This window comes from Kitasatospora sp. NPDC059577 (genome assembly GCF_042735475.1).
Classification (GTDB): Bacteria; Actinomycetota; Actinomycetes; order Streptomycetales; family Streptomycetaceae; genus Kitasatospora.
Window position 1 is genome coordinate 87639 of the sequence record NZ_JBHWBZ010000005.1, and the last position, 13941, is coordinate 101579.

The window sequence follows — 13941 nt, forward strand, 5'->3', positions numbered from 1 at the left end:
GGCGCCCGGCCGGGGGGCCCGGGGGGTCCCGGGTGCCCCCGCCCGCCCCTCTACCGCCGCCGCGCCGGGGCCGGGGGGGGGCGGGCCCCGGGGCGCAGCGGTGCTGTCGGGGGTCGGCTGGTCAGCCCGGGTGGAACGCGACCCGGACGGTGGCGTCGAAGGGGAGGATCAGCCCGTTGCCGCTCTCCCAGGTCCAGTCGCGCGGGACGAGGAACATCCGGCCGCCGGAGTGGGCCAGCAGCCGCAGGCCCTCGTAGCGGTACCGGAACCTCGCCCCCTCCTCCACGTCGGGCAGCACCGTCTCCCGCACCCCCGCCCACCCCAGGTGGAGCCGCTCCGAGGTGTCCAGGACGACCGCCGGACGCCGGTAGAGGTGGTGGGCGAGCTGCTCGGCGTCGGCCGTCCCCTTCTGCTGGGCGTAGCCGCCGACCGCCCAGTACGAGCAGAGCACGATGATCGCCACGCTGATGCCCAGCGCCGCGCGCTCCCCGGTGAGCGGGTAGTCCGCGCCGGTGCTGCGCACGTACATCAGGCGGGCCAGCACCGCGAGCAGTAGCGCGCCGCCGATCAGCAACGGGGTGCCCATCGGGCCGGCGTCGACCACCTCGAAGCCGGCCAGGAAGCCGACCACCAGCAGCGGGAGCACCAGCACGGTGACGGCCAGGCACATCCACCGGACGGTCCGGGCGCCGCTTTTGCCGTCTCCGGCCGCCCTGGTCGCGAGGTGGTAGCCCAGTGCGCCGACCAGCGCACCGACCAGCGCCACCCCGGCCGGGACGTAGAGCGCGGGCGAGCTGCGGATCAGCAGGTCCTGGGTGGTGAAGCCGATCGTGCCGGCGTCGATGCCGAAGTAGGCGTAGAGCGAGCTGGTGTAGGCGTAGCCGAAGAAGAAGAGCAGCGCGGTGAGGAGGGTGGTCGGGGCGACCCAGGTGGCGAGCTTGGCGATCCAGTCGGTCCAGGGCCGTGCCTCCGGCTGCTTCGGCCCGTCCGGGAGCTCGTGCGGGGGCTCCTCCTCCTCGCCAGAGCTCAGGAGTTGCTCCCGGCGGAGACGCCACCGTATGACGGGCTCGCCCCGCCACCGGGGGTGGAGCCGTTGCCGGAGGTGGAGCCGCTGTCGGGGGTGCTGTTGTTGTCGGGGGTGCTGTTGTTGTCGGGGGTGATGATCTCCACGGCACCCTCGGCCTGGACCGACTTGCTGGCCCCGTCGACCGTCACCGTCAGGCAGATCGTGCGGCTCGTGGTGCCCGGCTTCCACTGCGGAAGGGTGAACCCGACCCGCTCGGTCTCGCCGTCGACCACCTGGACCGTTTGCGAGGTGGGGGTCGCGAACGCCGTGGTGTGGCAGTCGGCGACCTTGCTGATCGTGGCCTTGAAGCTGGTCTTGGACGTGAAGGACAGCTTGATCAGGGCGGCGTTGTCGGTGCCCTGGACGTTCGCCGACGGCTCGCCGGCGGTCCGGAACCCGCCCTGGTTCCCGGAGTCCTGGGTCCGCTGGTCCCCGGTCTGCCCGCCGTTGCCGTTCTGGCCGTTGTCGCTCTGGCCGTTGCCGTTCTGACCGCTGTCGCTCCGCTGGGCCGAGGCGGAGTCGCCGCCACCGCCGCCGCAGGCCACCAGGGCCGGTACGAGCATGGCGACCGCCAGCCATCGGGCCTCTCGGCCGGACCTGCCGCCTCCGATGTGCCGGGTCCCGGGCATGCGTTCTCCCATCCGCGCAGCGAGCGGGGCCGGTCGGCCCCGCCGCACGGTACCCGTTCGCACACGGCGGGACCGGGCACCGCGCGGGCCCCGGCCCGGCCCGCCACCCGCCCGGCGCAGCCTCCCCGGCACGCGACGGCATAGAGTCACAGCGGACGTACCGTCAGCAGCCCGGAAGGACCACACCCGTGAGCACGGACACCCGCCCGGTACCGGAACTGGACCCCGCGGCCGTCGAGCAGTGGCGGGCCGAAGGGGCCGAGCTCGTCGAGCTGCTGGCCCGGGCGCAGCGCGCCGTCGGCGGGCTCGCCGCGGTCCGGCTCGGCCCGACGCCGACCGTGCTGGTCACCGACCCGGAGGCGGTGCAGCACGTCCTGGGCCGCCACCCGGACCGGTACGTCAAGCGCTCCCACCGCGCCCGGATGCTCGTCGGGGACGGCGTGCTGTCCGCCACCGGGGACGCCTGGAAGCGCCAACGGCGGCTGCTGCAAGCGCAGTTCACAGGACCGGGGATGCGCAGGTACGAGCAGCGGATCGCGGCGGCCGCGCGCCGGACCGCCGACCGCTGGGAGGGGTACCGGCGCAGCGGGGAGGTCTTCGACGTCGGCGAGGAGATGCGCCGCTTCGCCCTGGACACCGTCTGGCGGGCACTCACCGGGCTGCCGCTGGACGACCGGACGGACCACGAACTCCGCTCGGTGGAACGGGTGGTGGCCGCCATGCCGAAACTGCCGAGCAACGCGGCGGACGCCCGCGACGCGGTCGCCGGGGACCTGGCCCGGGTCGACGCGGTGGCGCACGCCGCGATCGAGGCGGCGCGGTCGGCCGGCCCGGTGGCGGAGCCGGGGGTGCTCCGGGTCCTGCTGGAGGCGGGCGACCGGTTCCCCGAGTACACCGACACCCTGATCCGCGACGAACTCGTCACCCTGCTCGTCGCCGGGCACGAGACCACCGCCACCACGCTGACCTGGCTCTTCCTCCTGCTCGACCGCCACCCCGGGGCCCGGACCGCCGACCCGCAGGCGCTGGTGAGCGAGACCCTGCGGCTCTACCCCTCCGCCTGGCTGCTCCCCCGGCACGCCGTCGAGGACGACGTCGTCGCCGGCCACCGCATCGCCGCCGGAACGGACGTGCTGGTCTGCCCGTACCTCACCCACCGCGACCCGGCCCTGTGGCCCGACCCCGAGCACTTCGACCCGGCCCGGTTCGCCCCCGGCTCGGAACGCCCCGGCCACCTCGGCGCCTACATCCCCTTCGGCCTCGGCGCCCGGGCCTGCCTGGGCACCCAGTTCGCCCTGCGGGAGACCACGGCGCTGCTCGAACTCCTGCTGCCGACGGGCACGGTGGAGTTCCGCGCCAGGCCGACGGGCGCCGCCTACAGCATCACCGTGCGGCCGGACGGACCGACGCCCGCGGTCCTGCGCTGAGGAACGGGTGGGTCCGCGGTGTCACACCACCGCGCCGGGATCCGTCGGACCGGTGACGGCACCCGCCGATCACCCGATCCCGAGAGGACCGCACCGATGACCGACCGAACGATCACCGACCGACCGATCACCACCGAGATCCCGCTGCGCCCCCGCATGGCGCAGGACCCGGTGCGGCTCGTACCCGAACTCGCCGAGGTCTCGGCCGCGTTGTTCAGGGCCACCGGCAACCGCTCGGTGTCCCGCGGCACCATCGGCCTGGTCCAGCTGCGGGCCGGTCAGCTCGCCGGGAGCACCTACCTGACCGTCCTGCACACGGGTCTCCTCCGCAAGGCCGACGAGAGCGAGGAGCGGATCGCCTCGGTGGCCACCTGGCAGGACTCGCCGTACTTCACCGCCGCCGAGCGGGCCGCGCTCGCCCTGACCGAAGCCGCCCTCCGGCCCGCCGGGCAGGGGGAGCGGGTCAGCGACGCGCTGTACGCCGAGGTCGCCGGGCACTACGACGAGAAGGCCCTGGCCACCCTGATGATCGCCATCGGCCAGGTCAACTTCTTCACGCCCGTCGCCCTGATCGCCAAGCCCGTCCCGGGCCGCGCGTTCACCGACCCCTGGGCCTGACGGTCCCGGTGGCCCTGGTGGCCGGTTCCGTCCGGCCCACCGGGGCCGCTCCGCCCGGCGGGCCGTCCCACTGTCGCGATCACCCGCCCCCGCATAGGCTGGTCCGCGCCCGAACGGATGCGCGACCAGCCGTCCGGGCCGCGGGCCGGGACGCCGGAGGGGGCAGGTCCGCACGACACGCGGCACCGCGCGCCACCGCGGGGTGCCACGAAGGACACAGGGGGGACGAGGAAATGCGAGAGGACCGCGAACCCGACGGGTACGCCGGATACGCCGAGCTCGACGACCACGACGTCGAGTCCGAGGAGGAGGGGGCGCAGGCCCCGCGCCGCTCGGGCGGGCGCCGGGCCGTCCTGGTGGCGGTGGGCGGGGTGTTCGCCGCGCTGCTCGCCGTCGGCGGGTACGGCGCCTACACCATCGTGGACGCCGTCTCGAACGGCAGCGGCTCCCCGGGCGGCAGTGGCGGCCAGGGGTCCGAGACCGCGGCGAAGGGCCCGCAGGAGCCGCCGACCGCCCAACAGGCCGAGGCGGCGGGGAAGGAATTCCTGGCGGCCTGGGGCCGCGGGGACGTGACCGCCGCTTCCGCGCTGACGGACCGGCCGGAGACCGCGCGCGCCGCGCTGACCGCGTTCCGCGAGAACGTCCCGACGCGCGCGTTCGCGCTGACCGGGACGGGCCCCGCGGCGTCCGGCACGCCGGCCGAGCCGGCCCTCGGCTTCCGGGTGAAGGCCGAGTTCGAGGGCGCGACGGGCGCCTGGGAGTACGACAGCGCGCTCAGCGTGATCCGGGCCCAGGACGGCCGGGCCGTCGTGCACTGGGTGCCGACCGTGATCCACCCGCAGCTCGGCCCGGGCCGGACGATCGCCGTGAAGGCCCTGCCGGACCCGGTGTCGAAGCCGGCCGACCGCAACGGCAAGCCGCTCGAAGGCTTCCCGTCGCTGAGCGCCGTGCTGCCCCAGATCGCGCCCGCCGACGGCGCGGCCGTCGTCACCGGGCGGGCCGTGACGGTCTCGGGCGGCTCCGGGAAGGAACCCGAGCAGCTGTTCGTGCTGACCCCGCCGAGCGCGCCGCAGGTCAAGCTCACGCTGGACGCCGACCTCCAGCAGGTCGCCGAGGAGGCGGTCAAGCAGCAGTCGGCGGGCGGCAAGCCGGCCTCGCTGGTGGCGGTCCAGCCGAGCACCGGCGACATCCTCGCGATGGCCTACTCGCCGAGCGGGTTCAACCGCGCGGTCGCGGGCGGGCAGCCGCCCGGCTCCACCATGAAGGTGATCACCTCCGCCGCGCTGCTGGAGGCCGGGGTGACCCCGGACACCGTGGTGCCCTGCAAGGACACCACCTACTCCCCGCGCCCCTGGCGCAACGACGACCCCGGCGACTTCCCCGCGTACACGCTCACCGACGACTTCACCCACTCCTGCAACACCGGCTTCATCGACAAGGGCCTGGAGAAGCTGCAGCCCGGCACGCTGGCCACGGTGGCCCGCGAGCAGTTCGGCCTCGGCCTGGAGTGGCACATCGGCATCCCGAGCCGGGACGCCACCATCCCGCTGCCGGGCACCAAGGACGAGGCCGCCGCCGCGTACATCGGCCAGGGCCGGGTCCAGGTCAACTCGCTGCTGATGGCCTCGGTCGCGGCCACCGTGCAGAGTGGAACGTTCCGCCAGCCCGTCCTGCGGGAGGACGCCAAGCGCGTGTCGGCGCCCGGGAAACTGCCCGCCGACGTCGCCCGGAACCTGCGCGCGATGATGGCGAAGACCGCCACCCAGGGCACCGCCCGTGCCCCGATGTCCGGCCTGTCCGGACAGATCGGCGCCAAGACCGGCACCGTCGAGGCCGGCGGCAAGGCCACCAACAGCTGGTTCATCGCCTACCGCGGCGACCTCGCCGTCGCCGCCGAGGTCGAGGGCGGCGGCCACGGCAACAGCGCGGCCGGCGTGGCCGCCGCCCAGGTCCTGAAGGCGGGCGGCAAGGGCTGACGCCCACCCCCGCGCGACCGCGGCCCCGGCGCGACCGCCGGAACCCGTGCTGCGGTCGCGCGGGGCCGACCGCCGGGCTACCGCGCCCCGGATCGCCAGCGGGGCGCCTCGTCGTCCGGGGTGTCCGGGCTGGCGAAGTGGAACGGGACGGACAGGTGCTCGGCCAGGGCCCGGCCGGCCCGCTCGGCGGCCTCGGCGGCGGCGAGGCGTCCGGTGGTGACGCCCTCCCGGTCCAGCCAGCGCCTGCCCGAGGTGGTGGTGACGGTCGCCAGCGACCGTTCCTCCGCCGGGTCCTCGGTGACCGCCACCAGGACGGTGAACCAGTCGTGGACGGTGTCGCCGTCCCAGATCACCTCGACCGCCACGATCCGGCTGCCGGACCCGGCGGCGCGGCGGGCCAGCGACTCCAGGTCGAGCGGGCTGTCCGGCCTGTGGGCGACCCGATCCCCGTAGTGCTGGTAGCGGTCGCCGGCGATCATCTGGGCGGTCCCCACGCCGATGCCGTCGGACCGGAAGCCGATGTCGGTGATGACCCGTACGGCACCGAGCAGGGCGTCCTGGAGGACGTACCCGTCGATCTCGTCGCGGATCCCCTGCGGCAGTCCCTCGAACCACGCTTCCCTGGCCGCCTGGTGCATGGCCATCCCCGGCCCCCTTCCCCCCAGCCCCACAGCAGGGCGCCCACGGTGGGGCACCCACGGCAGGGCCCCGCGCCACTGTAGCCGGACCGGAAAACCGCTTGCGCAGGCGGAGTTCGGGTGCCACCATCGGCGCCATGATCACGAGAATCGAGCCCCTCACCCGCTGGTGAGCGCGACCTCCGGGCCCCCGTCGCCCGAACTCCGACCCAGCCTGTACGAGCACGCCGTGCGCCTGCACCGGCTCACACCGGACGGCCCGCTCCCCCGCGACGGGGAGCCGTACCCGGACGACGATCGGCCGCGCCCCGAGGCGCCCGAGGACCGGCGGCAGGCGGGCGTCCCGGTCGCCCGCGTGCTGGACGAGCACTTCGCGAAGCCGTCCGGGCCTCAGCCGCTGGCCGACGCCGTCCGGGACCTCGACGTCCCGATCCACCCCAACGACGACATCGCCGCGGCCGCCCGCCGGGCCGACGCCGAACGCGTCCGGCATACAGGGCGGTGGCTGGTGCGCCACGGGACCTCCGAGGGCACCGTCACCGTCGGGCTCGCCCTGCTCGCCGAGGCCGGCACGACGGACGACGCCCCACTGATCCGGACCATCGGACTGCTGTCCAACACCTTCGGGCCGCTCGCGGCCCGCGCCCTCGAACGCCTCGACGGCGGTACGGAGCAGCTGCTCTGGCTGGCCGACCGGGTCACCGGCTGGGGACGGGTCAGCGTCGTCGAGGCGCTCTGCCGGCTCGACGACCCGGCCGCCCGCCCCTGGCTGCTGCGCAGGGCGATCGACGGCGATTTCCTCAACGGCTACTTCGCGGGCAAGGTCGCCATCGCGGCCCGACTGCACGAAGCGGTCACGGAGTTGGGGCGGGACGTCGAACTCCTCGACCACACCGGACGCCTCCTGTCCATGCTGACGCACAGCTCGGGCATGGGGATGACCCTGCGTCACTACCCTTACGCCGCCGCCGTCCTGGAGGCTCACGCCCACCACGCCGGCGGCGCGCCGCCGACCGTGCGGCGCTTCGGCGTCGTCGCCACACTGGCACTGCACCTGGCCACCGAACCGGTCGAGGACTCCGGCTGCACCGAGGCCCGGCGCGACGCGCTCCTCGCCTCGTACTGCGCGCTCCTCGACCGCGAGGACTGGTGCGGGACGGCCCGCGCCGCCCTGGCCGCGGGCGACGACTGGCTCCACTGGTTCGCGGGCCACAGCGCGTCCCGGCTGCCCCTGCGGGCCTTCGAGGGCCGGCGGACGGCCACCGACGACCCCGGGGAGGAGAACCGATGACCCGGACGACCCGCACGCACTCGGCGGCGGAGGCGGTGCGCCCACCCGGCGAACCCCACGCCGCCCGGCCGGAGCTGCGACCGTGACCGCGGCCGTGACCGCGGCCGGCGGAACGCCGCCGCCCGCCGCCGCACTCCGCCCGGCCCCCGCACTGGTCGACCCGACCGCCCGGCTGCGGAGGTCCTTCCTGGCGGCGGTGGCCGAGTACCGGGCCGACCCCGGCCGCCCCGTCCCCTGGTTCGTCACCGACGTCGACCCGCCGGCGCTGACCGACGCCGCCGCCTTCGACGCGTACGTCACCCGGCTGCTCGCCGAGCGCACCGAGGCGGGCGCACGCCCGGACGCGGCCGTGCCGATGACGACGCTGTGGTGGGCCGACGGCGACGACCTGCTCGGCAGGATCGCGGTCCGGCACCGCCTGACCCCGCGACTGGCACGGATCGGCGGGCACATCGGCTACGACGTACGGCCGGGCGCCCGACGCCGGGGGCACGCGACGGCGATGCTCGCCGCCGCCCTGCCGGTCGCCGCCGCGCTCGGCATCGCGGAGGCGCTGCTGACCTGCGACGAGACGAACACCGCGTCCCGGCAGGTGATCGAGGCCAACGGGGGCCGGCTCACCGGCTCGGATGCCGGCAAGCTCCGCTACCTGCTGCCGACGGCCTGAGGGCACTCGGCCGCGCCCGGAACGGCCGGCAGTCGGCAGTCGGCCGCCGGTCACCGGTCACCGGTCACCGGTCGCCGGTCGCCGGTCGCCGGTCGCCGGCAGTCGGCCGCCGGTCGAGTGGCCCGTTCAGTGGCGGGTGAGCCGGAAGACCGGGTATCCGGGGGCGACCCGGAGCAGGTCCTCGGCCGGGGCGTCCGGGCCGATCCCATCGAAGAAGTAGCCGACCTCCCACTTCCAGTGGCGCAGGTAGGCGCGCAGCACCTCCGGCTTGTCGGCGTCCGGGAGTTCGACGGCGTGGAAGGCCTCGGTGCGGCGCCCGACGCGCAGTTCGCCGGTGCCGGCGACCCGGAGGTTGCGGACCCACTGGGTGTGGCCGCGCGGGGCGACCAGGTAGCGCTCACCGTCGTGGGTGAGCAGGTTGACCGGGTTGGTGCGCCACTCGCCGCTCTTGCGGCCGCGCACGGCGAGCACCCGGGAGCCCCAGAGGCTGATGCCGGCCCGGGTGAGCGCGGCGACCGCGTCGTTGAGCAGCCGGAGGGCGACGGCGCCGAGGCGGCTGGCCGGCATCACCACCCGGGTGGCGGGGTCGGCCGGCTGCCGCTTCTTCTCCGGGTTCTCGTTCCGGGTCATCGGTGTCCCTCGATTCCGTGAGGCTGTGCGATTCCGCGAGGCGCGCGACTGCTGATCCTTTTCGAGAGCACTGCTCTCGCTTCGACGTCTCCAGCATGACACCGGCGGGCGATCCGGGCAAGAGCAGTGCTCTCACTTGTGTGCACCGATCCACCCTGTGGCAGGCTGTTCCCATGCCAGCGATCCGGACCGCCCGCGAACGGGCCCGCGAGGAACTCACCCGCGAGATCAAGCAGGAAGCGCGCCGCCAACTCGCCTCCGTCGGCGCCCAGCAGCTGTCGCTCCGGGCCGTCGCCCGCGAGCTGGGCATGGCCTCCTCCGCGCTGTACCGCTACTTCGCCGGCCGGGACGAGCTGCTCACCGCGCTGATCATCGACGCGTACGACGAACTCGGCGACGTCGCCGACCGCACCCTGGCCGGGGCCGCGCAGGACACCCCGCGCGACCGCTGGTGCGCCCTGTGGTCCGCCACCCGCGACTGGGCCCGCGCCAACCCGCACGAGTTCGCCCTGGTCTACGGCACCCCCGTACCCGGCTACTCCGCGCCCCGCGCCACCGTCGAACCCGCCGCCCGGCTGCCCCTCGCCCTGCTCGGCGTCGTCCGTGACGCCCCCCTGCGGCCCACCCCGCCCGGCCCGCCGCCACGGGGCGCCCTGCCCGACCAGCTCAGCGCGCTCGCCGCCGCCCTCGCCCCCGGCCTCCCCCCGCACGTCCTCGCCCGCGCCGTGTCGGCCTGGGTCCAGCTCGTCGGCCTGATCGGCTTCGAACTCCACGGCCACCTGGTCGGCTCGCTCGACCCGGCAGGCGACCTGGTCGCCTGGACCGCCGAGCAGACCGCCGACGCCCTGGGCCTCTGACACCCGCCGGCGCGCCGTCGGCACCCTCGGCCTCTGACACCCGCCGGCGCCGCCGGCACCCGCCCGGACCGCGACCACGGACCCGGCCCGGCCACGGGCGCAGGCCTCAGCGCGGCCGCACCCGCCCCGCCCGGCCCTCCAGGTACCGCTGCTCGGCGAGACTGGGCGTGGCCCGGGCGGCACGGCGGTAGTGCTCGTACGCCCCGGCCGGGTCGCCGCCCTTCTCCAACAGGTGCGCCCGGACCGACAGCAGCCGGTGGTGCCCGGCCATCCGGGCGTCCGCATCCAGGGTCGCCAGGAGCGCCAGCCCGGCCTGCGGGCCCTCGACCTCGGCCAGTGCGACGGCCCGGTTCAGGGTGACCACCGGATTGGGCGCGACCCGCTCCAGGATCAGGTAGAGCCCGTGCACCTGCCGCCAGTCGGTGTCCCCGGCGGAGGCCGCGTCGGCGTGCGTGGCCGCGATCGCGGCCTGCAGCCGGTACGGCCCCAGCGACGGCACGGCCAGCGCCTCCTTGGCCAGCGCGGTGCCCTCGTCGATCAGCGCGCGGTCCCACGCCGTACGGTCCTGCTCCTCCAGCGGGACCAGATCACCGGCGGCCGTCGTCCGGGCCGGCCTACGGGCGTGGGTCAGCAGCATCAGCGCGAGCAGCCCGGCCACCTCGCCGTCCCCGGGCAGCTGCGCGTACACCGACCGGGTCAGCCGGATCGCCTCGCGCGCAAGGTCGGCGCGGTCCAGCTCGCCGCCCGACGACGCGGTGTACCCCTCGTTGAAGATCAGGTAGAGCACGTGCAGGACGACCCGCAGCCGCTCCTCGCGGTCGGCGTCCCCGGGCAGGACGAACGAACTGCCCGCGGCCCTGATCCGCTGCTTGGCCCGGCTGATCCGGGCCGCCATCGTCGCCTCCGGGACCAGGAAGGCGCGGGCGATCTCCGCCGTGGTCAGCCCGCCGACCGCCCGCAGCGTCAGGGCGGTCTGCGAGGCGGCGGTCAGCGCCGGGTGGCAGCACAGGAACAGCAGCAGGAGCGTGTCGTCGGTGTCCGGCACCTCCTCCGGCACCACCTCGGCGGCTGCCGTCGCCGACTCCCGCTCGCGCCGCGCGCGGTCGCTGCGCACCTGGTCGACCAGCCGCCGGGAGGCGACCGTCACCAGCCAGCCCCGCGGATTGTCCGGCACTCCCTCGGACGGCCACTGCACGGCAGCGGCGAGGACCGCTTCCTGGACCGCGTCCTCGCACCCCTCGAACCGGCCGTACTTCCGCACCAGCGTGCCGAGGACCTGCGGCGTGAGCCCACGCAGCAGGTCCTCGATGCCCGGTCCTCGCCCTGGTGCCGGCGGGATGGGTGGTGCCGGTGTCGGTGGTGGTGTCGGTGCTGTCATGCCTCCAAGTTTCCGTCGGAGAACATCACCTGTCGCACCTCGACACCCAGGCCCTCGATCCGGGTGTCCGGGATCCGGGCCGCCAGCTCGACCGCCCGGTCCTTGTCCTCGCAGTCGATCAGGTAGAAGCCGCCCAGGAACTCCTTCGCCTCCAGGAACGGCCCGTCGGTCACCACCGGCTGCCCGTTGCGGACCGTCACCACGGCGGCCTGCGACGGATCGACCAGCGCCTGCGTCAGGATCAGCTCACCCGACTCCTTCAACTCCTCGATGAACCGGCCGTGCCCGACGCCGATCGCCTCCTTCTCCTCGTCGGTCAGCGCGTCCAGCACGGCCGGGTTGATGTGCAGGCTGATCAGGAACTTCATCTCGTGACTCCCTCGGGTGTACGGGCCTCGGCAGGGCCCTCCGGACCGTGGTCGGAGCCGACGCCGCAGTCTTGACGTCCTCCTTGACATCCTCCTCGACGTCCTCCGCCGGAGAGCCCTGCACGGATTCTCCCGCGGCCGGCCGGGAGCGCCCCGGCGGGCCCGACACGTCGCCGTCCGTGAACTCGCCCCCGCCGTAGGTGGGTTCCCGCAACGGGCCGGTCAGTCGGAGTTCTCCCAGATCAGGACGCCCGGGCCGTCGGGAGTGACCACCGGGACCCAGGCCTCGGCCGGCTCCGCGAGCCTGGACTCGTCCAGCACGAGGGAGGGCGGGTACGGCTCGTCGTACCGATCCGCACCGTAGATGCCCAAGTCGTCCACGAGGGAGCGCAGTCGGGCCAGTTCGTCGGGCTGCCACGCCCGGCCGCGGGTGCCGTAGCCCTTCAGCTCGCCGACGAAGAACGCCTTCAGGTCCGTGTCCGGGTCCGTCCCGTAGTGCGGGGACAGGTAACCCTCCTGCTCGTACTGCGCGCAGGCGTAGCCCCCGCACTGGGTCCGGTAGACGACACCCGTGGGCGCCGCCACGATGACGGACACCCGGCCCCCGCCGCAGCCGTCGGGGTCGAGGTGGACGTGACGTTTCGGAGGGCCGCTCCGGTCCGGGTCCGTCATCGGGTCTGCCGTCCCGTCCGCCGTCCGGTCCGTCCTCGGGTCACTCTCCGATGTGGGTCGGTGCCGGTCACTGAAAGAATGCCCCAATGCCTTCCTCCCCCCGTACGGATTCCGCTCCCTCGGGCTCCCCGCTGGTCGAAGCCCGGCTGCGCGGCGTCGCTGCCAACCCCGGCGCGCCGTCCGGGGTCCTCCTGCGCCTGCTGGCCCCGTCGGCACGCCCGGCGTGGCCGACCCTGTGCGAAGGGCGCGCCCTTCCGGCGGAGGTCGTCGAGGCGGTGCTCGCCCACCCGGACCGCGCGGTGCGCGGCGCGTTCGCCCGCAACCGGTACGTGCCGCCCGAGCAGCGCGGCCGGCTGGTCGACGACCCCGACGCCCTGGTCCGGGCCCGGCTGGCGGGCGGACCGCGTCCACGCTTCGGCACCGTCGAAGCGCTGCCCCCCGACGTGCTGGAAACCCTGATGACCGCGCGGGACGGCGAGCACCCGGACGGGCTGCTGACCGCCGCCGAGATCGCCTCCGAGCTGGACTTCTCCCAGCAGATCCCGCACGAGTTCCACCGCCGGATGCTCCACCACCCGAACCCCGGGCTGCGGGCGAAGGCCGCGGGCCAGTGGCTGTGGCTCACCGCCGCGCAGCGCGAGGCACTGCTCGCCGACCCCGAGCCCGCGGTGGCCGAGGCGGCGCGGCGGCACAGGCGGCACCTGGACCCGGCGGCGATGGAGGCCGACCTGCCGGAGCAGGACTGCCACGCCCGGAACCTCCTGCTGATCAACTACGCCGTCTCCCCCGCCGTGGCGCAGCGCTGCCTCACGGACGGCCGCGACCTGTCGTCGCTGGCCCGGAACCCGCACACGCCCCGCGAGTTCCTCACCCGCCTCGCCCGCGACCCCGACCCTGACGTGCGCGAACGCGTCGCCGCCCGAGCCGACGCGGACCCGGCGCTGCTCGCCGAACTGGCCCGGGACCCGGTGGCGGCCGTACGGACCCGGGCCCTGCTGCACCCCCTCCCCCGCACCCGGCCGGAACAGCGGGCCATCGACCGGATCATCGGACTGCCGGCCGAACGGGTCGGCCCCGTCGGCGAGATGTTCGTCGAACCGGAGCCGGGCTGGTACGAGGCGTGCGCGTCCTCCCCGGAGCCCGTCCTGCGCCGGGTCGCCGCGACCTGCTCCCGGCTGCCACGGGACGTGGTGCAGCGCCTGGCCGAGGACCCGGACGAGGACGTGCGGCACATCCTCGCCTACAACCACCCGCTGGCCCCGCCCGCGATCGTCCTCGACGCCTTCCTCGCCACGCCCGGACAGCGCCCCTACCTGCTCACCCTGGCCCGGCTCCCCCGCACCGGGCTGGGCCCCCTCCTCGACCACGAGGACCCCGAGGTGCGCGCCCTGGCCGCCGCCGACACCGGCCTCGCGGGGCCACCCGTCCGGGAACTGACCGACCCGGACCCGCGGGTCCGACGGGCCGCGGCGGCGAACCCGCTGCTGCCCCTCGACCTGCTCGAACGCCTCCTGTCCTCCCCGCCCCTCCTGTCCGGCCCGCCCCTCCCGGACGGATCGCCGCCGGCCTCGATCCCCGCCCCGGTCTCCGCCGACCCGGCCCTCGTCGAGGGCGCGGCCGCCAACCCGGCCCTGTCCGCCGAACGCCTCCACGCCCTGCTGGACGGCAGCGGGCTGCCCACCGGCGGGAGCCGGCCGGTGGACACCGATCGGTAGGCTCCGGTG

The 13941-nt window shown here is 75.2% G+C and carries 13 protein-coding genes; 7 read left to right on the forward strand and 6 right to left on the reverse strand.

From position 1 onward, the window contains the following. Positions 1-121: 121 nt before the first annotated feature. Complete coding sequence (locus ACFV0O_RS06980) at positions 122-1255, reverse strand: hypothetical protein (protein WP_380337423.1); 1134 nt, start codon at positions 1253-1255, stop codon at positions 122-124. 628 nt (positions 1256-1883) lie between these two features. Here ACFV0O_RS06980 and ACFV0O_RS06985 point away from each other — a divergent pair. The 3 genes from ACFV0O_RS06985 (at position 1884) to ACFV0O_RS06995 (ending at position 5716) form a co-directional block, all read left to right on the forward strand. After that, positions 1884-3122, forward strand: coding sequence for a cytochrome P450 (locus ACFV0O_RS06985; RefSeq protein ID WP_380337426.1), 1239 nt, complete (start codon positions 1884-1886; stop codon positions 3120-3122). Between the two features lie 96 nt (positions 3123-3218). After that, entirely contained in the window at positions 3219-3740 is a 522-nt protein-coding gene (locus ACFV0O_RS06990; RefSeq protein WP_380337429.1) for a carboxymuconolactone decarboxylase family protein, read from the forward strand. Between the two features lie 233 nt (positions 3741-3973). Further along, entirely contained in the window at positions 3974-5716 is a 1743-nt protein-coding gene (locus tag ACFV0O_RS06995; protein ID WP_380337432.1) for a penicillin-binding transpeptidase domain-containing protein, read from the forward strand. 77 nt (positions 5717-5793) lie between these two features. On the opposite strand, the gene ACFV0O_RS07000 is transcribed toward ACFV0O_RS06995, so the two are convergent. Next, positions 5794-6360: a hypothetical protein gene (locus ACFV0O_RS07000; RefSeq protein WP_380337435.1), complete on the reverse strand. Its 567-nt coding sequence runs from the start codon at positions 6358-6360 to the stop codon at positions 5794-5796. Between the two features lie 163 nt (positions 6361-6523). On the opposite strand from ACFV0O_RS07000, the gene ACFV0O_RS07005 reads away from it, so the two are divergent. Continuing rightward, complete coding sequence (locus ACFV0O_RS07005) at positions 6524-7645, forward strand: hypothetical protein (protein ID WP_380337438.1); 1122 nt, start codon at positions 6524-6526, stop codon at positions 7643-7645. A gap of 82 nt (positions 7646-7727) precedes the next feature. After that, a complete protein-coding gene (locus ACFV0O_RS07010; RefSeq protein WP_380337440.1) occupies positions 7728-8312 on the forward strand; it encodes a GNAT family N-acetyltransferase in 585 nt (194 codons plus the stop codon). A 126-nt stretch (positions 8313-8438) separates the two neighbouring features. Here the strand turns inward: ACFV0O_RS07010 and ACFV0O_RS07015 are convergent, their stop codons facing one another. Continuing rightward, on the reverse strand, positions 8439-8879 hold the full coding sequence (locus ACFV0O_RS07015; RefSeq protein WP_380337827.1) for a nitroreductase family deazaflavin-dependent oxidoreductase: 441 nt from the start codon (positions 8877-8879) through the stop codon (positions 8439-8441). A 236-nt stretch (positions 8880-9115) separates the two neighbouring features. Here ACFV0O_RS07015 and ACFV0O_RS07020 point away from each other — a divergent pair, with 236 nt between their 5' ends. Continuing rightward, positions 9116-9799, forward strand: coding sequence for a TetR/AcrR family transcriptional regulator (locus tag ACFV0O_RS07020; protein WP_380337443.1), 684 nt, complete (start codon positions 9116-9118; stop codon positions 9797-9799). A gap of 106 nt (positions 9800-9905) precedes the next feature. Here ACFV0O_RS07020 and ACFV0O_RS07025 read toward each other — a convergent pair whose 3' ends face one another. The 3 genes from ACFV0O_RS07025 to ACFV0O_RS07035 all read right to left on the reverse strand — a co-directional run bounded on the left by ACFV0O_RS07025 (position 9906) and on the right by ACFV0O_RS07035 (position 12142). After that, entirely contained in the window at positions 9906-11177 is a 1272-nt protein-coding gene (locus ACFV0O_RS07025; protein ID WP_380337445.1) for an RNA polymerase sigma factor, read from the reverse strand. Continuing rightward, positions 11174-11545, reverse strand: coding sequence for a YciI family protein (locus tag ACFV0O_RS07030; protein WP_380337447.1), 372 nt, complete (start codon positions 11543-11545; stop codon positions 11174-11176). The genes ACFV0O_RS07025 and ACFV0O_RS07030 overlap by 4 nt, the downstream gene beginning before the upstream one ends. Positions 11546-11767: 222 nt before the next feature. Further along, a complete protein-coding gene (locus tag ACFV0O_RS07035) occupies positions 11768-12142 on the reverse strand; it encodes a DUF6210 family protein (RefSeq protein ID WP_380337449.1) in 375 nt (124 codons plus the stop codon). 161 nt (positions 12143-12303) lie between these two features. Between ACFV0O_RS07035 and ACFV0O_RS07040 the strand changes: the two genes are divergently transcribed. Continuing rightward, on the forward strand, positions 12304-13932 hold the full coding sequence (locus ACFV0O_RS07040) for a hypothetical protein (protein ID WP_380337452.1): 1629 nt from the start codon (positions 12304-12306) through the stop codon (positions 13930-13932). Positions 13933-13941 lie beyond the last annotated feature (9 nt).